Annotated in this window: 20 protein-coding genes and 1 tRNA gene; 11 read left to right on the forward strand and 10 right to left on the reverse strand. The window is 65.5% G+C overall.

The window, feature by feature from the left end:
- Nucleotides 1-182: 182 nt before the first annotated feature.
- From gltB to DV709_RS04310, 6 genes are all read left to right on the forward strand, one after another.
- Nucleotides 183-4,718: a glutamate synthase large subunit gene (gene gltB / locus DV709_RS04285; RefSeq protein ID WP_117592030.1), complete on the forward strand. Its 4,536-nt coding sequence runs from the start codon at nt 183-185 to the stop codon at nt 4,716-4,718.
- A gap of 204 nt (nt 4,719-4,922) precedes the next feature.
- On the forward strand, nt 4,923-5,813 hold the full coding sequence (locus DV709_RS17600; RefSeq protein WP_157972641.1) for a hypothetical protein: 891 nt from the start codon (nt 4,923-4,925) through the stop codon (nt 5,811-5,813).
- A 65-nt stretch (nt 5,814-5,878) separates the two neighbouring features.
- Entirely contained in the window at nt 5,879-6,304 is a 426-nt protein-coding gene (locus DV709_RS04295) for a DUF7522 family protein (RefSeq protein WP_117592033.1), read from the forward strand.
- Between the two features lie 72 nt (nt 6,305-6,376).
- Nucleotides 6,377-6,859 (forward strand): peroxiredoxin family protein, encoded by a 483-nt coding sequence (locus DV709_RS04300; RefSeq protein WP_117592035.1) that lies wholly within the window; start codon nt 6,377-6,379, stop codon nt 6,857-6,859.
- Nucleotides 6,860-7,010: 151 nt separating this feature from the next.
- Nucleotides 7,011-7,211 (forward strand): NAD-dependent epimerase/dehydratase family protein, encoded by a 201-nt coding sequence (locus tag DV709_RS04305; protein WP_117592037.1) that lies wholly within the window; start codon nt 7,011-7,013, stop codon nt 7,209-7,211.
- A gap of 126 nt (nt 7,212-7,337) precedes the next feature.
- The gene (locus DV709_RS04310; RefSeq protein WP_117592039.1) at nt 7,338-8,345 is read left to right on the forward strand and encodes an NAD-dependent epimerase/dehydratase family protein; all 1,008 of its coding nucleotides are present in this window, start codon (nt 7,338-7,340) and stop codon (nt 8,343-8,345) included.
- Nucleotides 8,346-8,392: 47 nt separating this feature from the next.
- Here DV709_RS04310 and DV709_RS04315 read toward each other — a convergent pair whose 3' ends face one another.
- Nucleotides 8,393-9,082: an HD domain-containing protein gene (locus DV709_RS04315; RefSeq protein ID WP_117594105.1), complete on the reverse strand. Its 690-nt coding sequence runs from the start codon at nt 9,080-9,082 to the stop codon at nt 8,393-8,395.
- 202 nt (nt 9,083-9,284) lie between these two features.
- On the opposite strand from DV709_RS04315, the gene DV709_RS04320 reads away from it, so the two are divergent.
- Nucleotides 9,285-10,022 (forward strand): alanyl-tRNA editing protein, encoded by a 738-nt coding sequence (locus tag DV709_RS04320; RefSeq protein ID WP_117592041.1) that lies wholly within the window; start codon nt 9,285-9,287, stop codon nt 10,020-10,022.
- Here DV709_RS04320 and DV709_RS04325 read toward each other — a convergent pair.
- Nucleotides 10,019-10,846: an FkbM family methyltransferase gene (locus DV709_RS04325; RefSeq protein WP_117592043.1), complete on the reverse strand. Its 828-nt coding sequence runs from the start codon at nt 10,844-10,846 to the stop codon at nt 10,019-10,021. The genes DV709_RS04320 and DV709_RS04325 overlap by 4 nt on opposite strands.
- A 275-nt stretch (nt 10,847-11,121) precedes the next feature.
- Here DV709_RS04325 and DV709_RS04330 point away from each other — a divergent pair, with 275 nt between their 5' ends.
- Nucleotides 11,122-11,583, forward strand: coding sequence for a hypothetical protein (locus DV709_RS04330; protein ID WP_117592045.1), 462 nt, complete (start codon nt 11,122-11,124; stop codon nt 11,581-11,583).
- A 232-nt stretch (nt 11,584-11,815) separates the two neighbouring features.
- Here the strand turns inward: DV709_RS04330 and DV709_RS04335 are convergent.
- The 8 genes from DV709_RS04335 to DV709_RS04365 all read right to left on the reverse strand — a co-directional run bounded on the left by DV709_RS04335 (nt 11,816) and on the right by DV709_RS04365 (nt 19,764).
- Nucleotides 11,816-11,888 (reverse strand) — tRNA-Gln (locus DV709_RS04335).
- A gap of 81 nt (nt 11,889-11,969) precedes the next feature.
- On the reverse strand, nt 11,970-12,134 hold the full coding sequence (locus tag DV709_RS17605; RefSeq protein ID WP_157972642.1) for a hypothetical protein: 165 nt from the start codon (nt 12,132-12,134) through the stop codon (nt 11,970-11,972).
- Between the two features lie 63 nt (nt 12,135-12,197).
- Entirely contained in the window at nt 12,198-12,632 is a 435-nt protein-coding gene (locus tag DV709_RS04340) for a metal-dependent transcriptional regulator (protein WP_117592046.1), read from the reverse strand.
- A 13-nt stretch (nt 12,633-12,645) separates the two neighbouring features.
- Nucleotides 12,646-13,143 carry a ferritin-like domain-containing protein gene (locus DV709_RS04345; RefSeq protein WP_117592048.1) on the reverse strand — a complete coding sequence of 166 codons (498 nt, stop codon included), beginning with the start codon at nt 13,141-13,143 and terminating at the stop codon, nt 12,646-12,648.
- A gap of 141 nt (nt 13,144-13,284) precedes the next feature.
- On the reverse strand, nt 13,285-14,502 hold the full coding sequence (sufD, locus tag DV709_RS04350) for a Fe-S cluster assembly protein SufD (protein WP_117592050.1): 1,218 nt from the start codon (nt 14,500-14,502) through the stop codon (nt 13,285-13,287).
- Nucleotides 14,503-15,933, reverse strand: a complete 1,431-nt coding sequence (sufB, locus tag DV709_RS04355) for a Fe-S cluster assembly protein SufB (RefSeq protein ID WP_117592052.1) — start codon at nt 15,931-15,933, stop codon at nt 14,503-14,505.
- A gap of 34 nt (nt 15,934-15,967) precedes the next feature.
- Nucleotides 15,968-16,882 (reverse strand): ABC transporter ATP-binding protein, encoded by a 915-nt coding sequence (locus tag DV709_RS04360; RefSeq protein ID WP_117592053.1) that lies wholly within the window; start codon nt 16,880-16,882, stop codon nt 15,968-15,970.
- A 176-nt stretch (nt 16,883-17,058) separates the two neighbouring features.
- Nucleotides 17,059-19,764 carry a DNA-directed DNA polymerase gene (locus DV709_RS04365; RefSeq protein WP_117592055.1) on the reverse strand — a complete coding sequence of 902 codons (2,706 nt, stop codon included), beginning with the start codon at nt 19,762-19,764 and terminating at the stop codon, nt 17,059-17,061.
- A 142-nt stretch (nt 19,765-19,906) separates the two neighbouring features.
- Here DV709_RS04365 and DV709_RS04370 point away from each other — a divergent pair, with 142 nt between their 5' ends.
- From DV709_RS04370 to DV709_RS04380, 3 genes are all read left to right on the forward strand, one after another.
- Nucleotides 19,907-20,095 carry a DUF7331 family protein gene (locus DV709_RS04370; RefSeq protein WP_117592057.1) on the forward strand — a complete coding sequence of 63 codons (189 nt, stop codon included), beginning with the start codon at nt 19,907-19,909 and terminating at the stop codon, nt 20,093-20,095.
- Between the two features lie 45 nt (nt 20,096-20,140).
- Nucleotides 20,141-20,746 (forward strand): DUF7322 domain-containing protein, encoded by a 606-nt coding sequence (locus DV709_RS04375; protein WP_117592059.1) that lies wholly within the window; start codon nt 20,141-20,143, stop codon nt 20,744-20,746.
- Between the two features lie 83 nt (nt 20,747-20,829).
- Nucleotides 20,830-21,255: a DUF7346 family protein gene (locus DV709_RS04380; protein ID WP_117592060.1), complete on the forward strand. Its 426-nt coding sequence runs from the start codon at nt 20,830-20,832 to the stop codon at nt 21,253-21,255.
- Nucleotides 21,256-21,259 lie beyond the last annotated feature (4 nt).

Genomic DNA, 21,259 nt, shown 5'->3' on the forward strand with positions numbered 1-21,259 from the left:
CCTCGACCACGCAGATAAATCGTCGCCGCGAGCGCTCGGGTGGAGCCTCAGCAGCCGCGAACCGTCCCGAATCCGTCACGGTCGTTCGGCCTATAAAGTCTATCCTAATAACCTTATATGCCATAAAAACACCCTTATCCTTTCAGGGGTACGCTAATAAGTACCAGCGCCAAGGCAGTCGTATGACCAAGCCACACAGAGACACCCGCAGGGTCGGCCTCGCGGACCCGACCGACGAGCGGTCGAACTGCGGCGTCGGCGTCGTCATGGACCTCGACGGCGGCGCGTCCCACGACGTACTCGCAGACGGGCTGGAACTGCTCGTAAACCTCGAACACCGCGGCACCACCGGCGCGGAGGAGAACACGGGCGACGGCGCGGGCGTGATGATTCAACGACCCGACGACTTCTTCGCCGACGAACTCGACTCCGACCTCCCCGAACTGTGGGCGGTCGGTTCCGTCTTCTTCCCGCAGGACGACGACCAGCGCGAACGGGTCGTCGCCGTCGTCGAGGAGGCGCTCGCCGACCACGGCCTCGACGCGTTCCACTGGCGCGACGTCCCCACGGACAACTCCGACCTCGGCGCGACGGCCGTAGAGTCCGAACCGGACGTCCGGCAGCTGTTCGTCCGCCCGTCCGACGAATCGACCGAGGCCGAGGCGTTCGACCGCGCGCTGTACGTCGGCCGCCGCGCCGCCGAGAACGCCGTCGACGACTCGGGCATCGAGGGGAGCGGTCGGTTCTACGTCTGCTCGCTCTCGCGGCGGACGCTCGTCTACAAGGGACTGCTGAAAGCCGAGCAGCTGCCGACGTACTATCCGGACCTCCGCGACGAGCGGATGAAGTCGGCGCTGGCGATGGTTCACGCCCGATTCTCGACGAACACGCTCGGCGCGTGGCACCTCGCGCACCCGTACCGCAACGTCGTCCACAACGGCGAGATAAACACCATCCGCGGCAACGTCAACTGGATGCGCGCCCGCGAGACGGAGCTCGAACACCCCGAGTTCGGCAGCGATATCGAGACGATAAAGCCGGTGACGAACGCCGACCAGAGCGACACCGCCAGCGTCGACAACGTCGTCGAACTGCTGCTGCAGGGCGGCCGCGACCTGCCGCACGTCCTCCGGATGCTGATTCCGGAGGCGTACCGCAACGACCCCGCGATGGACGAGGATCGCCGGAACTGGTACGACTTCCACGCGAGCCTCGTCGAACCGTGGGACGGCCCGGCGCTGGTCGCCGCCACCGACGGCGAGCGAGTCGCGGCGGTGCTCGACCGCAACGGCCTGCGCCCGTGTCGCTACGACGTGACGACCGACAACCGCCTCGTGATGGCGAGCGAAGTCGGCGCGCTCGACCACGACCCGGCCGAAATCGAGGAGCGGGGGCGTCTCCAACCCGGTCAGCTGTTCGTAGCCGACCCCGCGGAGGGCCGCGTCGTCCCCGACGAGGAGGTGTTCGACTCGCTCGTCGACGAGAGGTACGGCGAGTGGGTCCGCGACGAGCAGCGTCACCTCTCGGCGTTCGCCGACCCCGAGGCGTTCGGCACGCGCGACGCCGTCGAGTCGTTGCGCGCCCAGCAGGTGGCGTTCGGCTACACGCAGGACCAACTGAACCACCTCATCGAACCGATGGCCAGACAGGGGAGAGACCCCGTCGGCTCGATGGGCGACGACACGCCGCTGTCGGTGCTCTCGGAGTTCAACCGGCCGCTGTTCACCTACTTCAAACAGCTGTTCGCGCAGGTGTCGAACCCACCCATCGACTACATCCGCGAGAAGCTGGTGACGAGCCTCGAATCCCGCCTCGGCAACCAGCGGAACATGCTCGCGGAGTCCCCCGAACACGCCCGCCAACTCGTGCTCGACTCGCCCGTCGTCACCGACGAAGAGACGGCGGGAATCAAGAACCTCGACGGGAGCGACGGCCTGCGCAGCGAGACGCTCGACGCGACGTACGACCCCGACGACGAGGAACTGGAGGCGGCCGTCGAGCGCCTCCGCGAGGACGCCCGCAAGGCCATCGAGGGCGGCGCGGACATCGTCGTGCTCTCGGACCGCGCGGCCGGCCCCGACAGGGTACCGATTCCGAGTCTACTGGCGACCGGAGCGGTTCACCACAGCCTCGTCCGCAACGGCCTGCGGAACCGCGCCGGCCTGGTCGTCGAGTCCGGTGACCCCCGCGAAGTCCACCACCTCGCGACGCTCGTCGGCTACGGCGCGGGCGCGGTGAACCCCTACCTCGCCTACCAGACCATCGAGGACATCGTCGCCGGCCCCGACGGGGCGGACCCCGAGGAGGCCATCGCGGCGTACGTGAAGGCGCTCGAGGACGGCCTGCTGAAGACGATGGCGAAGATGGGCATCTCGACGGTCGAGAGCTACCGCGGCGCGCAGATATTCGAGGCCGTTGGTCTCTCCTCGTCGTTCGTCCGCGAGTACTTCGAGGGCACCGAGATCCGCACCGAGGGCATCGGCATACCGCAGATAGAGGCGGACCTGCTCGCGCGCCACGCCGTCGCCCACGGCGAGGACCCGAAGCTCGAAGTACAGGGCGAGTACGAGAACCGCTCGTCGGGTCTCCACCACCAGTGGAACCCGAAGTCGGTCGGCGCGCTCCAGCGCGCGGTCCGCTCCGGTAGCTACGAGACGTATCGGGAGTTCGCCGAACTCGTCAACGACCAGAGCGAGGAACTGCAGACCCTCCGGGGGCTGCTCGAGTTCGACTCCGACCGCGATTCCGTCCCAATCGAGGAGGTCGAACCCGTCGAGGAGATCGTCGAGCGGTTCTCGACGGCGGCGATGAGCCTCGGGTCGCTCTCGCCGGAGGCCCACGAGAACAACTCCATCGCGATGAACCGCATCGGCGGGAAGTCGAACTCGGGTGAAGGCGGCGAACCGCCCGAGCGCTTCGGCACCGAGAAGGAGTGCAACGTCAAGCAGGTGGCCTCCGGTCGCTTCGGCGTCACGAGCCACTACCTCTCGTCGGCCGACGAGTTGCAGATAAAGATGGCCCAAGGGAGCAAACCCGGCGAGGGCGGCCACCTCCCCGGCAAGAAGGTCAACGAGATGATCGCGCACGTCCGCTACTCGACGCCGGGCGTCGGCCTCATCTCGCCGCCGCCGCTGCACGACATCTACTCCATCGAGGACCTCAAGCAGCTCATCCACGACCTGAAGGTCGCAAACGAGGACGCCGACATCAACGTGAAACTCGTCTCCGAGGCGGGTATCGGCACCATCGCGGCGGGCGTGGCGAAGGCCAACGCCGACGTGGTACACATCTCCGGCGACTCCGGGGGAACCGGCGCGTCCCCGAAGACGAGCATCAAGAACGCGGGGTTGCCGTGGGAGCTCGGCCTCGCGGAAGCGAACCAGATGCTCTGCGCGACGGGCCTGCGCGACCGCATCCGCGTCTCCACCGACGGCGGGATGAAGACGGGCCGCGACGTCGCCATCGCGGCGCTGCTCGGCGCGGAGGAGTACATCTTCGGGACGGCGTCGCTCGTCACCGCGGGCTGCGTGATGGCGAGGCAGTGCCACGAGAACACCTGCCCGGTCGGCGTCGCCACGCAGAACGAGGACCTGCGGAACCGCTTCCCCGGCCAACCCGACCACGTCATCAACTACATGACGTTCATCGCGCAGGAACTGCGCGAGATCATGGCCGAGCTCGGCTTCGAGACGGTCGACGAGATGATCGGGCGTCCGGGATATCTCCGGCAGGTCGACACCGACCACGAGAAGGCCAAGCACCTGGACCTCTCGGCGGTACTCGCGGAGCCGGCGGGCGACCAGCGCCGGAAGACGCAGGAGCAGTCGCACTCGGATCTCGACACGCAACTTGACCGCCAGCTCGTCGAGGAGGCCGCCGCGGCGCTCGAAGACGGCGACCCCGTCCACCTCAGTCACGAGCTCTCGAACGTCGACCGCGCGGTCGGCGCGATGCTCTCGAACCGTATCTCGGACGCCTACGGCGGGGACGGGCTCCCCGACGACACCATCACCTGCGAGTTCGACGGCGTCGCCGGCCAGAGCTTCGGAGCGTTTCTCGCCTCAGGCGTGACGATGCGTCTCACCGGCGCGGCGAACGACTACGTCGGCAAGGGGCTCTCCGGCGGCAAGGTCGTCGTCGAGACGCCCGCCGAGGCGAGCTACGAACCCGACGAGAACGTCCTCGTCGGCAACGTCGCGCTGTACGGGGCGACGCAGGGCGAACTGTACGTCAACGGCGTCGCGGGCGAGCGCTTCGCCGTCCGCAACTCGGGCGTGAAAGCCGTCGTCGAGGGCGTCGGCGACCACGGCTGCGAGTACATGACCGGCGGCGTCGTCGCCGTACTCGGCGGGACGGGCCGGAACTTCGCCGCGGGGATGTCCGGGGGCGTCGCCTACGTCTACGACCCCGACGAGGAGTTGGCGGCGAAGGCGAACACCGAGATGGTGTCGCTCTCGCGGGAACTCGACGACAGCGACGAGGCGATGCTGCGCCGCCTCGTGGAGAACCACGCCGACTACGCCGACAGCGAGCGCGCCCGGTCGCTGCTGGCGGAGTGGCCCGCCGAAGTCCAGAACTTCACGAAGGTGATGCCGGACGCGTACGCGAAAGTCATCTCCGAGGAGGGCCGCGCCGACGTCCGCGAGGAACTCCCGGCGCCCGCCGGTTCGGTCGAAGACGCTCGCCTCGGCCGCGAAGTCGCACAGAGCGACGACTGAGTCGAGAGCCGAGTCGCCCGCTCTCCGTCTCCAGACCCCTCGTTCGGCCCATCCGAACGGTCCCGTGAGTGACCGGACGCCGCCTGATTCCGTCCGTTAGACATCTTCACTGACTCTCTCGCGCTGAGTAGCGACAGTGCTACGAGAAGTTATCGTATCTCTGAATTGAATTTATACTATGTCGTACTGTCGGAAATCGTAGCGATGGAGAGAAACGACAACTCTGACGAGTCGATCGGACGCACAGTCGGACGCCGCGACGCGCTCAAGACGCTCGGAGTCGCTTCGGGGCTCTCGCTTGGTGCCGTCCCGGCGTTCGGCAGTTCGACGGCGGCGGCGCAGCAGCAGCGACAGCAGGTCGTCGTCGAGGAGTTCGAGTACGGCAACCAGCGACTGACCGAGCGGTATCAGTTCGCTAACGGGCGGCCCGGAATCTCGACGGTGCAGAACGTCTCTCGCTCCGGCGAACGGTCGTTGCGAATCGCCGGCGTCGACGGCCTCCTGTTCGCGTCGTCGCTGCCGCGGAGCCCGACGCCCGGGGACACGTTCTCGTACTGGGTGCGCGCGACCGGCGGCGCGGACACGGTCAACTTCGGATACGCGGTCACCGACCCGAACAACATGTACTACGTGAAACTGCAGTTCCCCTCCAGCAACGTGTTCCTCTACCGGGAGGTCGGCGGGGCCAAGGAACTCATCGGCGCCTCGAACTCGGGGTTCTCGCTCCGCCAGAACCGCTGGTATCGCGTCGTCGTCCGGTGGGGGCAGGCGGGGTCGCACACGGTGGGGCTGTTCGGCGCAAACGGTGACCGGCTCACGCAGTTTTCCGGAACCGATTCGCAGTATCGGGGCGGCGGTATCGGCTTCTTCGCGTACCTCGCATCGGGCGGAGCCGCCTTCTACGACGGCGTGACGAAGCTCTCGCCGACGGGAGGCGGACGGAACGGCTCGGGCGGACAGAGCGGTTCGGGCGGGCAGAGCGGTTCGGGCGGGCAGAGCGGTTCGGGCGGACAGAACGGCTCGGGCGGACAGAGCGGTTCGAGTGGACGGGACGGTTCGGATGAGTCGAACAACTCAACGGCGGAGGGTCGATAGCGGTTCGCCGACGTACCGACCGACCGCGGGAAACGACTGTTAAGCCGGCGGCCGTAAGGTACCGTATGGCGTCGAGACCCAGTGACGACTTCGCCGACAGCATCGTCTACCTCGTGCGGACTGCGCTCGGCGATGCACTCCGCAGTGTCATCTACTTCACGCCCGACGAGTTCGAGGTGCTGTACCTCCGCTCGGGGCTCTACGCGGACGACCCTTCGCGCGTCCGCTCGGTGAAGGAACCGCTCGTCGAGAACGAACGCCTCGGCTTCTCCTCGCAGGAGACGTACCAGGACCTGTTCGGCGACGAGTCGACCGAACCCGACATCGGCGAGTACGAGTACACTATCCGCGTCTTCTCGAAGGGGTTCGTCTGTCGCGTACTCGTCGACGACCACGGCGTCATCGTCACGACCGACGAGTTAGACATCGCCGAGTTCGAGGCGCAGGCGGTGAGCCTTCGGTCGCTGCTCGCGACTGAGAACCGAACCTAAAGCTACCGGGGGCGTGTAGCCGCCACACCTAACCGAGCCGTGGTTTTCACGGTGGCGTCCATCTCGCGAGATATGCCAGACGTAGGCGACGACGCACCCGACTTCGAGTTGCAGAGCACCGCCGGCGAATCGGTTTCGCTCTCGGAGACGCTCGACTCCGGTCCGACTGTCGTACTCGTGAATCGCGGCCACTGGTGCAGTTTCTGCGCCGAACAGCTCCAGACGTTCAGCGAGGTCTCGTACGACCTCTGGTTCAACGAGGGCGTCGACGTGCTCCCGGTAGTCACCGACTCCGTCGGGCCGGTCACCGAGATGCGCGACCGCTACGACCTCGACGTCCAACTGCTCGCGGACCCCGACGGCGAGGCAGCCGAGAAGTACAGCGGCACCGAGCAGACGAGCCACGGTCTGACCGGCATCGCCGCGACGTACGTTATCGACGAGGACGGCGTCGTCCGGTACGAGCAGGTCGCAGACCACCCCGCCGACCGGACGTACGGCAACTGGGTCCGCTACTTCATCCGCAACGACTACGAGGACCCGTTCGAGGGTTAGACCGGAGCGCCGGCGCTCACGGACGGTGAGCGTCGAAGATTCGAGTCCGACCGTCCACGAGGCGGCTCGATGGGGGTCACGTCTCTCTTCTCGTGTGCGACCGGTTCCGCTCGACGCGCGTCTTTCGCGCTCCGCCGCGAGAGCAGAACATATGAAAACCGCTCTCCGTCTCGGCGGGACGCGCTTCGTCGGCCGCAACACCGTCGAGGAACTGCTCGGCCGCCACCACGACGCGACGACGTTCACTCGCGGCGCTCGCGGCGACCCCTTCGCCGACCGCGCGGGCGTCTCGCACGTCCCCGGCGACCGAACACGTCGAAAGGGGGCGCGGCGGGGCGGAGAACGGCCCTGAGAGGGTAGACGAGGGGAGGGTGTTGGAGGCTGCGGCGGCCGCGGAGCGAACGGACGACGCGTAATCACGGCCAATCGGACCGGCACTCGTACACTTTTCACCCCGCACCACCGACCGGGAACCGACATGAGCGACACGAGCGACTCGGATTCAGCACTCGTCGTCGGCGGGACGCGCTTCATCGGCCGGCACGTCGTCGACGACCTTCTGGAGAACGGTTACGAGGTCACCATCTTCAACCGCGGCAACCACGAGAACCCCTTCGCCGACGACGACCGGGTCGGTCGCGTCGAGGGCGACCGAACCAACCGAGCGGACCTCGAACGCGCCCGCGACGAGGCGGAGCCGAACATCGTCGTCGACTGCGTCGCGTACAAACCCGAGGACGTTGAAGCGGCGGTCGACGTGTTCGCCGACGTCGACGGCTACGTCTACATCTCCAGCGGGAGCGCCTACGGCAGCGAGGAGATTCCCAAACGCGAGGGCGTCACCGAACTCTGCGACTGCACGCCCGAGCAAGCCGAGGACGACTCCGCCGAGAGCTACGGCCCCCGGAAAGCCGAGGGTGACCGCGTAATCTTCGAGGCCGCGGAGCGCGGCGTCAACGCCACCTCGGTCCGTCCGTGCATCGTCTACGGACCGCACGACTACACAGAGCGACTCGACTACTGGCTGGACCGCGTCGACAACTACGACCGCGTCGTCGTACCGGGCGACGGCACGAACATCTGGCACCGCGCGTACGTCGAGGACGTGGCGAGCGCGCTCCGCATCGTCGCCGAGTCGGGCGAACCCGGCGAAGCGTACAACGTCGGCGACCAACGACTCGTCACGCTCGAAGAGATGGTGGAGGTCGTCGCCGACGCCGCGGACACCGAGATAGAGGTCGTCCACGCGGGCGAGCGCGAACTCGCCGCCGCGGACCTCGAACCGACCGATTTCGTCCTCTACCGACCGTACCCGCACGTCCTCGACACGAACAAGCTCGCCTCACTGGGTTGGGAGTCGACGCCGGTCGACGAGGCGATGCGTCGAACCGTGAAGGAACACCGCGAGAGCGACCGCGACGGCTCCGAACACGACCCCGGCCGCGACGCCGAAGAGCGGGTGCTGGGCGTGTTGGACACGATATAAAACGAATCGTCAGTCGCCGGTCGTCGATTCGCCGACTCAGAGCCGACTCAGAACCCGAACCGCTCGTGGTTCATCTCGGGCACTTCCTCCTCGAGCCACTCGCGGAACCACTTGACGCGCTTCAGGCGGCGGTGGGCGACGCTCTCTGCGGTGTCGCTCTCGATGCGACGGGAGGCGTCGACGCCGCGCTGGAGGACGCGCTCGACCATCTCGGCGGCGTCCATGTGCGTTCGGGCCTCGTAGCCCATCCGGAGCAGCATGAGCGCCGTGCCGTTCGCGCCGACTTTGTCGAGGATGTCGGCCTCCATCAGACACTGCGTCTCCAGCGACACGTCCGAGAGCGGTCCCTGATACGAGTGGTCCTCGATGGCCTGGCAGACCTCGTCGATGAACGACTGCGGGAACTCGCCGTGCGAGGAGAGGTACTCGCGGGCGACGCGCGCGCCTTCTTCGGCGTGGACGTCCTGGTCGGCGTCGAGTTTCGCGATGTCGTGAAACAGCGACGCGACGGCGACGACGTCGACGTCGGCGTTCTCGCGCTCGGCGATGTGGGTCGCGAGCGCGACGACGTTGATGATGTGGTTGAAGCGGTAGTCGGCGCTGTGCCACGGGTACCACCGCATCCGTCCGCCGTCGTCCTCGTTCTCGACGCTGGCGGCGAGGTAGTCGTAGACGAACTGCTTCATCTCCTCGAACTGTTCCTCTGTAACCTCCGTCTCTTTTATCTCGACCCCCACGGAGTCCACCTCCGATGGGAAGGGCTTTCGGTCATTGTTGCTCGAAGAGAGGGTCGTTTCGCTCTTAGGCGTTACGACAGGGCCGACGACTCGGAAAATCCGGACTCGGTGAACCCCTTCCTCGCTGCGCCTCTCGCGGTTTCGGGCGCACGAATCCGCCGCAACGCGAACCAGTAAGTGGGTTCGATGGCTCCCAACGTTTATGACCGAGTTGCTGTATCTCGACGACACCGACGCCCGCGAGTTCGAGGCGACAGTCGAACGCGTCCTCGACGACCGAGTCGTCCTCGACCGCACCGCGTTCTACCCGACCGGCGGCGGTCAACCGAACGACACCGGGACGCTCACCCTCGCCGGCGACGAACCGGGCGACGAGGCGCGGACGTGGACCGTCACCGACGTCTCGAAGAAAGACACGGTGTACCACACGCTGTCGGAGGAGCCACCCGAGGTAGGGGCGACGGTCACCGGCCGACTATACTGGGAGCGCCGGTACTCGCACATGAAGTATCACACGGCCCAACACCTCCTCTCTGCGCTCCTGCTCTCGGAGTACGACGCCGAGACGACCGGCAATCAACTGTACGCCGACCGCGCGTACCTCGACTGCGCCTACGAGCGTTTCGACGAGGCGGACCTCGCCGACATCGAGGCGCGGATGAACGATCTCGTCGACGACGCGATGGCCGTCCGCTGGTACGTCATGGACCGCGAGGAGGCCGAAGCGACGCTCGACCCCGAGCGGACCCGCCTCCACCTCCTGCCGGACTCCATCACCGAGATTCGGCTGGTCGAAATCGGCCCCGAGGACGACCCGTACGACCGGACCGCCTGCGCGGGCACCCACGTCGAGAACACCGACGAGCTCGGCACCGTCGAAGTCACGGGCCGGGAGACGAAAGGCGGCGAGAAAGAGCGCGTGAAGTTCCGGCTGGTTTAGTCGGTCGTCTCCGCTACTTCGTCCGCGGTCGGAACGCAGAGCCACGCCCCGGGCCGCGCTCGAATCCGGTAGCCGAGCGACCGCAGCAGCGACGCGACTTCGTCGGTTCGGTCCTCGCCGCCTTCCCTGTGCGGTTCGAAGTAGACGGTCGGCCGCACCGAGCGAAGCGTCTCGCGCGCGCCCCGGAGCACCTCCAACCCGTACCCCTCGACGTCGATTTTGAGGTGGTCCGGCGAGGGAAGGTCGCCGTCTTCGTCTCCGTCTTTATCGCCCGCGCCGATTCCTTCGACGATGTCGTCGAGGGCGACGACGTGAACGTCGACCTCGTCGCGGACGCTCGCCTCCCACGCCCCGGCGTTTCGGGCGTCGAACGACCCGAGTTCGTCGTACGTGGAGCGGTGGAACCGGCGGATTTCGGTCCGGTCGCCCACACCCTCCTCGCGGACGGTGATGCGGTCTCCGAACCCGTTGCGGGCGACGTTCGCCCGGAGTTGCGCGGCGACGTCCGGATTCGGTTCGAAAGCGACGACGCGGGCGGTGGGTTCGTTGGCGGCGACGGCCAGCGAGTAGACACCGGTGTTCGCGCCCACGTCGTAGACGACGTCGCCGGGTTCGCAGGCGCGGAGGAGTCGGCGTAGCAACGCGTCGTCGCCGTGTTTGTTGACGAGTTCGTAACTCCGAAAGCTCGCGGACCCGACGCGTTTCTTCGGTGCGTACCATCCGTGCCGGTGGTTGCGACGGACGGCTGCGTAGTACGCCGAGAAGACGACGTACCGGAGGCTGTACTGCGCCCGTCGAAGCCCACCGTCGATGCGCCCGCTCATAGCACGGAGTTCGGACGGCGGCGACAGAAGGGTTCGGGTTCGACGTGTGACCCCTCTCGGGTCCGGTCCTAGCCCCCACGGTCGGTGTCTCGCTATCGAGTGACCGTCTGAGCGTCGGGCTGACTCCTCGTCGACGGTTGCTTACAAGAACAAGGCTAGCGCTTTCGGAACTGCTTGTCGTCAGTTTGCGTGGGTCGTCTGAACGACCGTCGGCGCGCGAGGTTCACCGTGCCGACGTGCGTTTGCCACGCTGCTCGACGGCCCGTGGTGAATCTATGACCGACGAGAGTGACAACACTACGGACGAACGCGAATCGACTCGACGAACCGTGCTGAAAACGGGCGCGCTGTCCGCTGGAGGCCTCGCGCTCGGCCTGTCGGCGACTGGCGGCGCGGCCGCCCAAACGGACGGGAACCAACCCCGGTACAAGGCGCTGTTCCAGTCGAACAACTTCAACCCCGGTGCGAGACTTCGCATCGTCTCCGGGGTGGTGAACTACACGCCGCAGCAGACCGGCTTCACCGCGTGGAGCGACTACAACACGCGTGTCGCCACGTACCTCAACACCAACGAGCGATTCCTCGTCTATCCTGCCGACGACGCGAACATCCAGCAAGGACAGGTGTACCGCGTCCGCCCGAACTACTCGTTCCTTCCCGAGGACGACCAGGGGTTCGTCGACTCGCAGTTGATTCCGGTGCAGGGCGACGACGGTGGCGGAAACGAGAGCAACTAGCCGGTGTGGCACAGCGTCGACAACGCCTGCCTCGCCGTCTTTTCGGCGGGTTCGCCCCGCGGACGCTCACTGCGCCCGCTCCCCGTTTCGAATCCGCCCTCGGTGCGAATCTAGGTACGTCTACAACTCGCCGCAGAAGGGCGGATTCGAACCGCGAAGACTCGAATCCTCTCGTCTTCTAGGCTGCGAATCCGCGTGGACTATCCGCTCGTCACGTCCGTTCCTCGCAGGATAGTCCCGGGCGGATTCGAACCGCCGTCAATGGCTCCAAAGGCCATTATGATTGGCCACTACACCACGGGACTCGACCGAGTCGGTCGGTTCCGACTACGTGAAATCGGTCGTCCTCCGGCTATTAGTGATTTCCGCTCTGAGTCGGTAGGCCGTCACTCGGGCCGTCTCTCTACCGCGTAACTGCCACAGTTGGGGCAGACGTGATACTGTACGTCGTAACCCGTCTCGCACGACAGGCAGACGTACGGAAGCTCCTCCTCGGAGGTGAGCCCCGCCAACCGCTTGAGTTTGCTCAGCGCGCTATCGGTCCCGCTCATGAATCGGGCCTCTCACTGAACGCGCTTAGTTGTATGTTCGTTCACGTCCGGAGACAGGACGGTTCAGTCTGCGAGATTCTCCGACTCAACCTCGAGATACCGACAGGCGTCGGTCTCGGGGTCGAAGCAGTCGGGACACTCGCTGTTGCGGTCGATGATGGTGTCGAGTCGCTCGGCGACGGTGTCGTCGATGACGCTCTCCAACTCGCGGGCCTCCCCTCGGAAGTCCTCGACTTCGAGAACGTTCGTGAGAAACCGCTCGATGATGCAGTACGTCTGAAGCGCGTCGCGGGCGCGGACGATTCCCTCGTCGGAGAGCCGGACGCCTTTGTACTTCTCGTGCTCGGCGAGGCCGCGGTCTTCGAGTTTGCCGATCATCTCGTTGGCGCTGGCGGGACTGACGTCGAGCATCTTCGCGAGTGCGCCAGTCGCCGCCGGGCCGTCCTCCATCTCCTGGATGAGGTAGATCGCTTTCAGATACTGGTCTGCCGTGTTCATCGGTTGGTTCCCATCATTCTCGTGTCTCCATGATTTTCGTCACCTCTTCGACGCCCTCGGCTTCTTCGGCGCGGATGTCGCGGAGGACCGAGAGCAGACGCTCTCGTTCGATAGAGAACGACGCGTCGCTGGCTTCGATTCCCTCGATGAGGTCGTCGTAGAACTTGTAGGCGGTCTCTTCGTTACAGAGCTGATCGTAGAGGACGCCGTCGAAGTCGTCGGGTTTCGTCTTCCCGTAGCGCGCTTCGACGAGCGTCTCGATGTCCTCGAACGGGATGCTCTCGGCGTCGAGCTCGTCGATGATCGCTTCCAGTCGCTGGCGGTGGTCGGCGGACTCCTCGGCGGCGTGCTCCAGCAACTGCTCTATCTCCGCGTCGAGTTCGCGCTCGTCGGCGGACAGGGACTGGTAGTGGTGGTACGCGCGCGCTTCGACCACCTCTTCGAGCACGATTCCGATCTGTAGCAGGCGTGCGAGTTGGTGGTCCGAGCCTACGCGGTGGCCGACGCTCACGGGGTCGGCCCTCCGCTCGCGTTCGATACCCTGTCGGTCATACCCGTTGGTCGGGGGGTAACGAACTTAAGCGGTTCCCCTCGCGTCTCTCCGGAACCCGCCGAAAAATCGAACGTAGGGCGACGCGGGCCGCGACTCGCCTCAGTCGAGGCGCTGAACGATGAGGTCGTCGAGGTCGTCGCGGAACTCGTCGACTTCGATCTCTTCGAGGACAGGAACGAAGAAGCCCTCCACGAGCATGTTTCGCGCCGTCTCCGGGTCGATGGAGCGCGACGTCATGTAGAACAGCTCCTCTCGGTCCACCTGTCCGACCGTCGCCGAGTGGCTGGCTTCGGTGTCGTGGTTGTGGATGATGAGCTTCGGCGAGGCGTCGGCCTCGGACTCGTCGGAGAGCATCAGCGTGTTCTCGCGCTGGTAGGAACTCGTGTCCCACGCGTCCTCGCCGACGTCCTGGACGCCCTCGTACACCGAGCGCGCCTCGTCGTCGAGCACGCCGCGGGTGACGAGGTCGGCGGTCGTGTGCTCGGCCTCGTGCCAGACGCGGGCGTTCACGTCGAAGTGCTGGTCGTTGTGACCGAAGAACGCGCCGACGATCTTCGTCTCCGAGGAGTCGCCGACGAGGTTCGTCTCCACGTCCGAGCGAGTCAGTCGGGAGCCGAGGTTACCCTCGATCCAGTTGATAGTCGCGTACGTGCCGGCGTGACCGCGCTTCAGCGTGAAGTGGTACGTCTCCTCGTCGAGGTTCTGCAGCGAGCCGTACTGGACGTAGCTGTTCTCGCCGGCGGCGACTTCGACGAGGTTGCTGAAGTAGCGCTCGCCCTCGATCTCCTCGCTTCCGGTCCCCGTCTCGGTGCCCTCCAGAATCGTCGTCGACGCCGACTCCTCGGTGACGACGAGCGTCTGGCTGAACAGCGAGCGGGAGTTCATCTCCGCGCGGATCTTCACGTCGCCGGCGTCGACGCCCTCGGGGACGTAGACGAACGTCCCGGTGGTGAAGAGCGCCGCCGACAGCGCCGTGAGGTAGTTGTGCTGGGGGTCGAGCACCGTGCCGAAGTGCTCGCGGACGAGTTCCTCGTGCTCGTCGAGCGCCTCGGTGAAGGGGAGGACGACGGCGTCGCCCTCGGCGGTGCGCTCGGTCTCGTCGGACTGGTTCAGCGGGTCGACGAGAGTCTCGAAGTCGAGCGCTTCGAGGTTCGTCCAGCGGCGGCCGGGCGTCTGGATGACGTCCGGCAGCGGGAGTTCGTCGAGCGCCTCGAACGCGTCGAGGCGTCGCTGGAGCAGCCACTCCGGTTCGTCTCGCTCCTCGGAGATCTCGCGGATGGTGTCCTCCGAGAGGCTGGATGGCAGTTGCACGCTCATCTATCCGAGGCTCCCCTCCATCTCGAGTTCGACGAGGCGGTTGAGTTCGACCGCGTACTCGATGGGCAGTTCCTCCGTGATGGGTTCGATGAACCCGGAGACGATCATCTGCTTGGCGTCGTCGTCGTCGAGACCGCGCGACTGGAGGTAGAAGATGTCCTCGTCGCCGATCTTGCCGACGGTCGCCTCGTGGGCGACGTCGACGCGCGACTCGTTGATCTCCATGTACGGCATCGTGTCCGAGGTGGACTCGTTGTCGAACATCAGCGCGTCGCACTCGACGGCCGTCGAGGAGTCGTACGCGCCGTCGGCGATGTGGACGAGGCCGCGGTAGTTGGTGCGGCCGCCGTCCTTACTGATACTCTTGGACTCGATGGTCGACTTCGTCTCGGGGGCGTTGTGGTACACCTTCGCGCCGGTGTCGATGTTCTGCCCCTCGCCCGCGAACGCGATGGTGATGTGGTTGTCCGAGGCGCCGCGGCCCTTCAGGATGGACGCCGGGTAGAGCATCGTCGCTTTCGAGCCCATCGAGCCCGAAATCCACTCCATGCGGCCGCCCTTCTCGACGATGGCGCGCTTGGTGTTGAGGTTGTACGTGTTCTTCGACCAGTTCTGCACCGTCGAGTACTGGACGTGGGCGTCCTCGCCGACGAACACCTCGACGCCGCCGGAGTGCAGGTTGAACGCCGAGTACTTCGGCGCCGAACAGCCCTCGATGTAGTGGACTTCCGAGCCCTCCTCGGCGACGATGAGCGTGTGCTCGAACTGGCCCATCCCTTCCGAGTTCATGCGGAAGTACGCCTGCACCGGCATGTCGACGGTCGTGTCCTCGGGGACGTAGACGAACGACCCGCCGGACCAGATGGCGCCGTGGAGCGCGGCGAACTTGTTGTCGCTCGGGGGGACGCACTTCGTCATGAAGTACTCCTTGACGATGTCTTCGTGCTCCTGGACCGCCTGGTCCATGTTCATGAAGACGACGCCCTTCTCCTCCCAGCGCTCCTGCATGTTCTGGTAGACGACCTCGGACTCGTACTGCGCGCCGACGCCCGAGAGCGCGTTCTTCTCGGCTTCCGGGATGCCGAGTTTGTCGAACGTGTCCTTGATCTCCTCGGGGAGGTCCGTCCAGTCGTCGACGCTGCCGCGCGTCTCGACGTCCGGTCGGATGTACGGGATAATCTCGTTCACGTCGACTTCCGAGAGGTCCGGCTGGCCGGGCCAGTCGGTCGGCATCGGCATCTTCTGGAACTGCTTCAGCGCGCGGAGGCGTCGCTGGAGCATCCACTCGGGTTCGTCTTTGTCCTCGGAGATGACCCGGATGGTCTCCTCCGTGAGGCCCTTGTCGGCTTGGAAGGAGGATTTCTGCTCCTTCTTGAACTCGAAGCGGGCCTCGGTGTCTGTCTCTTTTAGGTGGTCTTGTTCTGAACTCATGGTTAGTTAGGTTGGTGTAGCTGGTGCAGCCTTATCAGGCTGTCTCGTAGGTCTGCTCGCGGACCCAGTCGTAGCCTTTGTCCTCGAGTTTGACGGCGAGTTCGGGGCCGCCCTCCATGACGACCTCGCCGTCGAGCATGATGTGGACGACGTCGGGTTCGACATAGTCGAGGATGCGCTGGTAGTGCGTGATCTGCAGGATACCCGTCCCCTGCTCGTCGCGGAGCGCGTTGATGCCCTCGGAGACGTCCTGCAGGCGGTCGATGTCGAGACCGGAGTCGATCTCGTCGAGCACGGCGAGCGAGGGTTCGAGAATCGCCGCCTGAAGCACCTCGTTCTGCTTCTTCTCGCCGCCGGAGAAGCCCGCGTTGAGATAGCGCTGGGCGAACTTCTCGTCCATGTCGAGCAGCTCCATCTTCTCCTTCAGGAGCTGTTGGAACTCGGCAACACCGACTTCGCCCTCGTCCGCGGGGCCCTCCATCGGGGAGGTGTCGTAGCCCGACTCCTCTTCTTCCTCGGCGTCGTCGCCGTCGTCCTCCTCGAACAGCTCTTCGCGCTCTTCGAGTTTGGCGTTCAGCGCCTGGCGGAGGAAGTTCGTCATCGTGACGCCTTCGATCTCGGCGGGGTACTGGAAACCGAGGAAGATACCGAGCGCCGCGCGCTCGTTCGGTTCCAGTTCGAGCAGATTCCACGTGCGCTTGTCTTCGGGAATCTCGAACTCGTCGCCGAACTCGTTCTCGTCGAGGTGGAGCAGAATCTCACCGTCTGTGACCTCGTAGGCGGGGTGCCCGGCGATGATCTTCGCCGTGGTCGACTTCCCGGAGCCGTTCGGGCCCATCAGGGCGTGAATTTCGCCCGACTTGACTTCCAGGTCGACGCCTCGGAGAATCTTCTCTCCGTCCTCGACTGCGACCTCCGCATGGAGGTTCTTGATTTCGAGTGTTGCCATAGTGTGTTCCTCGTGTTCGACGGTGGGGGCTTGCGCCCATTAATGCTTACGCATTTACCCCCTACGGTTTCCGCTGCGAGGAAATTTGTTTTCGGTATCGAAAACACAGGGTCGACAGAACCCGTCGACTGCGGGAGGTTTTGTCGCCGCTCGACGAACGAAGCGGGAACTCGTTCTCAGCCGAACTGGCCGAGTCCGGTCTGCTGTTGGCCGCTTTTGACCTCGTCCCACGAGAGGCCGAGCGCCTCGATGATTCGGGCGATGGGCCCTTCGAGCGTCTTTTCGAGCATCTTGTCCCAGTCCACCTCGAACTCCTCGGGGACCTGGTCGGCGTACTCGAAGCAGATAACGTCGGGGTTTCGTTTGAACTCGCCGTACAGCGGGTCCGTCCGCGCGTCGAAGCCGCGCTCCTCCTCCATCCGGCGGAAGAACGCCGGATGAACCTTCTTCAGGTAGAGGCGTTTGGGCTTCGACCCGCGCTGGAAGTTCGTCCCCAACAGGAGGTTCGCGTACTTCGCACCCCGTACTTGGGCCGTGTCGGTGTCGTAACTCTCCAGCCGCTTGCCGATACCGCTCGGGATGCCTATCTCCTCGAGGTTCGCGTCCTCGTCCTGGAAGTCCCGAATCACGTCGCGGACGTACTCTTTGATGTCGTCAGTGTCGCTCCCGGTGACGATCATCTCGATGACCTGCTTCTGCACCCGCTTCGTGATCGGCGCGATGTCGGAGCGCTTGTACTCGAAGCCGGTGATGTCGATGTCGTCGACGTCCTTGCCCTCCTTCCAGACGATGTGTCCGGCGTAGCGTTTCTTGCGACCCGCCTGGAAGAACCGCCGGTAGAGCTTCTCGAACTCGATCTGGAACCGGTGTTCGTCGGCGTCGAGTTCCTCGCGCGCGAAGTCGTCGTACCGCTCGTTGATGTGTTCCTCTATCTCGAACGACTGCTCGATGGCTTCGTCCTTCGACACGTCGGGACCGAGGCTTATCATCACGCTGTCGGTGTCGCCGTAGGCGACCTCGTAGTCGATCTCGTTCGCGGCGGTCTGCGTGAAGTCGATGACCTCCCGACCCGTCGCGGTGATGGCCGCGGCGTTCTCCTTGTCGTAGAGGCGGAACCGGTCCCACCCCGAGACGCCGTAGAGGGAGTTCATGATGACCTTCACCGCCGCCTGCTGGCGGTCGTACTGCTCGTACGCCGGAGAGCCGGGTTTGTAGTCGTTCCGGAGCGCCTTCTTCTCCTCGCGCTCGGTCAGCAGGTCGTCGATCATCTCGCGCATCATCCCGTCGGGTTCGCGGCGGAAGCGCGTCCCGTTCGGTGCGCGGTACGTTTCGCCCTCGTAGTCGGGGCCGACTTTCGTCTCCGGCGAGGCGTTGATGGTCACCATGCACATCGGGTACAGCGACTTCAGGTCGAGCACCGTGACGTTCTCCTTGACGCCCGTGATGGGGTCGAACACCGCGCCGCCCTCGAAGTCCTCGGACTCCTGTTGGCCCTTGGTCGGCAGGACGAACTCGCCGTGGGCTTTGTGCAGCACGTAGACGTCCACCGCATCGCCCGCCGTCGGGGCGTCTTCGAGCAGACAGCCGACGAACGTCCGCACCTCGTCCCAGAAGGGGATGACCTCCTGCTTGCGGTCGATTTCGACGCAGAGCTCCACGTCGCGGACGTTGTACTCCAGGAGCCGAGTGGGGTCCTGCTCCCAGAGGTCGCCGATGCTGCCCGCGTAGCGTTCCTTGCCCACGTCGAGTTCGAGTTCGCCGACGGCGTCGAGGCGATAGGACTCCAGTTCGCTGAACTGCGTCTTCTTGTACGCGTACAGCAGGTCGAACACCACGCGGCCCTTGACGTTCGGTCCGCCCCACCCGCTGCGCCACACTTCGTTCACCCGCGAGAGGCGGTCGATGCGGAGGTCGTAGTCGGTGAACGCGTCGAGTTTCTCCAGTCGGTCGAGGAAGTACGGCGCGTCGAAATCCTCGAAGTTCCAGCCGGTGAGCACGTCGGGGTCGGTCTCTTCGACGTATGTGACGAACGCGTCGAGCATCGCCTCCTCCTCGTCGAAGATACGCACGTCGACGTCGGTGTCGTCGCGGTACGGGGCGTACTCGTCCAGCGCGCTCGGACTCTCACCGTCGCCGTCGGGAGCCTCGTACAGCCACGCGACGTACTCGTCGCGGTAGCTGTCGTGGCTCGTCAGGCAGATGATGGGCTCCTCGCCCTCTTCGGGGAAGCCGTTCCTGTCGTCGACTTCGATGTCGAACGTGTTCACGCGGAGGTCGGCGTCCACGTCGGCGGCGACGACCTCGTCGTGCGCGACCTGGACGACGTTGTCGTCGAGGCGGCGGTCCGGGACGCGGATTCCGCCGTTGATGTCCTTGTCGATGAGAAACCGGTTCGGGAAGAGGATGTCCGCCTCGAAGTGGTCGAACTCGTCGCGCATCTGCCCCACGTCGCGGGGGGTGCGGCCGACGATCTTCGTCAGTTCCTCGCCGCGGATGCTCTCGTAGCCGGCTTCGGTTCGGAGGATGGTGTCGCGGGCGAGCAGTTCGTCGGTGAGCGTCTCCGTCGGCGCGTAGAAGTACGGTTCGAAGCCGAGCACGCGGACGTGCATCGGGTCGTTGTCGGGCGTTCGCCCGAACACGTGGACGACCGGATACTCGTCGCGGCCCTGTCCCTCGACGGTGTAGTTCACCTGCGACACCATCAGTTCCAGCGTCCCCTCGGCGTCGGGGTATCTGAGTTCGTGTCGGTCGACGATCTCGTTCACCCGCTGGCTCACGTCGCCCGCGACGGCGGCCGCCTCGGTCGTCGGTCGGTCGCCGTCGTCGCCCGCGTCGCCGTCTCCACCCCCGCTACCGTAGTCGGAGAGCCCAGCCTGAGTCATGGCAACCGCTTGGTCACACCCGGGTAAAAAGCTCGGCTTTTCGCCCGGTACCCGCGAATTTCGGGCGCGCCGGGACGGCGTCTGCAAATCCGGTCAGGACGGAAAGACCTATACCGTGCCATGTTATACCATGGACGTAGCAATGTCCGACCGGATAGAAGACGAGTGGTGGGACAGCGCAGATACTACGCAGCAGTCGCTGCAGGCGCCCGACGGCGTCGAGAACGTCGAGACGTATCGGGACGACGACGCCGTCGTCTTCTACGACGCGCAGAACCCCCTCGCGTGGATGCAGACGACGCGGGCCGTCACGTTGCGAGAGCAGGCGTAGCCCGAACACCGAACGCTTATTCTCGACGCCCGCTTCGGCTGTTCTGTGCCTTTCGACCTCCGGTCCGACGATTCCGAGGACGACGAGTCCGACCCCGAGGACCGCTGGGGCGACCCCGAAGCGGAACTGAACCGGTGGGACGACCCGGAGGAGAAGTGGAACCGGTGGGGCGACCCCGAACGCGACCTTCCGAACGTCCCCGAAGCGCCGAAACCGTCGACACCCGAGGGCGAGGTGGACTCCGAACTCGCCACGGCGTTCTGGGTGAGCGTCGTCCTCGTGAACGTCGGCGTCGGCGCGCTCTCGCTCGGCGCGATGTTTCTCTACTTCCGCGGGCAGTGGCGACTCGGCGGGGGGCTCTTCGTCGTCGGTCTGTTCCTGCTCCTCCGAACCTACCAGCGGTACAGACAGTTCCGCGAGGGCCGGACGGCGGACGACGAGGTCCCCCCGATGGAGACGGCAGGGACCGAGACAGACGACGAGGGCGGCGGAATCGGCGGGAACGACGGAAGCGACGGAAGCGAGACAGACGACGAGGGCGACGGAAGCGATGGAAGCGAGACAGACGGCGGAAACAACAAAAGCGGCAGAACGGCGAAAGCGACGAGAGCGCAGAGCTCCTCTGAAAGCCCCGAGAACACCGACTCGTAGGCCGCACGTCCGCGACCCGTCGAGTATCGGACCACCGTGCCGCGGTCGGAATCGCTAACCCGCTCGACGCCGACTATCGACGCATGCAGACCGTCCGCGACGAAGACGGACGACGGTATCTTCTGTTGAAACGGTCGAGCGAATCGAGTCGGGTCCGCGACCCCGAGACCGGCGAGGAGCGGTACCTCTCCAACGACGCGTTCGAGGTCGTCGACGGCGAACCGCCGCTGGTCGCCGCCGCGTCGGGCGTCCCCGAGTCGGTCCGTCGCGTGCTCTCGGCCACCCACAACGACCGCTCGCTCGGGCTGCTCGTCGAACTCGCCGACCGCGGGCCCCTGTCGGTGCTCGAACTGCTGGACTCCTACGACCTCTGCGAGAGCGACCTCCTCGGGCTGCTCACCGAGTTCCGAGCGGCGGGCCTCGTCGACGAGGCCGACAGCTACGGCGAACGCGGCTACGACGCGACAGAACTGGCCCGCGAGGGCGTCGCACGTATTCGAGACGACTGAGTCG

Source organism: Haloprofundus halophilus (genome assembly GCF_003439925.1).
GTDB lineage: Archaea > Halobacteriota > Halobacteria > Halobacteriales > Haloferacaceae > Haloprofundus > Haloprofundus halophilus.

What these genes read in the sequence shown, in the direction of transcription:
- gltB (WP_117592030.1), top strand. Translation starts at nt 183, where the DNA reads ATGACCAAGCCACACAGAGACACCCGCAGGGTCGGCCTCGCGGACCCG.
- DV709_RS17600 (WP_157972641.1), top strand. Translation starts at nt 4,923, where the DNA reads ATGGAGAGAAACGACAACTCTGACGAGTCGATCGGACGCACAGTCGGA.
- DV709_RS04295 (WP_117592033.1), top strand. Translation starts at nt 5,879, where the DNA reads ATGGCGTCGAGACCCAGTGACGACTTCGCCGACAGCATCGTCTACCTC.
- DV709_RS04300 (WP_117592035.1), top strand. Translation starts at nt 6,377, where the DNA reads ATGCCAGACGTAGGCGACGACGCACCCGACTTCGAGTTGCAGAGCACC.
- DV709_RS04305 (WP_117592037.1), top strand. Translation starts at nt 7,011, where the DNA reads ATGAAAACCGCTCTCCGTCTCGGCGGGACGCGCTTCGTCGGCCGCAAC.
- DV709_RS04310 (WP_117592039.1), top strand. Translation starts at nt 7,338, where the DNA reads ATGAGCGACACGAGCGACTCGGATTCAGCACTCGTCGTCGGCGGGACG.
- DV709_RS04320 (WP_117592041.1), top strand. Translation starts at nt 9,285, where the DNA reads ATGACCGAGTTGCTGTATCTCGACGACACCGACGCCCGCGAGTTCGAG.
- DV709_RS04325 (WP_117592043.1), bottom strand. Translation starts at nt 10,846, where the DNA reads ATGAGCGGGCGCATCGACGGTGGGCTTCGACGGGCGCAGTACAGCCTC.
- DV709_RS04330 (WP_117592045.1), top strand. Translation starts at nt 11,122, where the DNA reads ATGACCGACGAGAGTGACAACACTACGGACGAACGCGAATCGACTCGA.
- DV709_RS17605 (WP_157972642.1), bottom strand. Translation starts at nt 12,134, where the DNA reads ATGAGCGGGACCGATAGCGCGCTGAGCAAACTCAAGCGGTTGGCGGGG.
- DV709_RS04340 (WP_117592046.1), bottom strand. Translation starts at nt 12,632, where the DNA reads ATGAACACGGCAGACCAGTATCTGAAAGCGATCTACCTCATCCAGGAG.
- sufD (WP_117592050.1), bottom strand. Translation starts at nt 14,502, where the DNA reads ATGAGCGTGCAACTGCCATCCAGCCTCTCGGAGGACACCATCCGCGAG.
- sufB (WP_117592052.1), bottom strand. Translation starts at nt 15,933, where the DNA reads ATGAGTTCAGAACAAGACCACCTAAAAGAGACAGACACCGAGGCCCGC.
- DV709_RS04360 (WP_117592053.1), bottom strand. Translation starts at nt 16,882, where the DNA reads ATGGCAACACTCGAAATCAAGAACCTCCATGCGGAGGTCGCAGTCGAG.
- DV709_RS04365 (WP_117592055.1), bottom strand. Translation starts at nt 19,764, where the DNA reads ATGACTCAGGCTGGGCTCTCCGACTACGGTAGCGGGGGTGGAGACGGC.
- DV709_RS04370 (WP_117592057.1), top strand. Translation starts at nt 19,907, where the DNA reads ATGTCCGACCGGATAGAAGACGAGTGGTGGGACAGCGCAGATACTACG.
- DV709_RS04380 (WP_117592060.1), top strand. Translation starts at nt 20,830, where the DNA reads ATGCAGACCGTCCGCGACGAAGACGGACGACGGTATCTTCTGTTGAAA.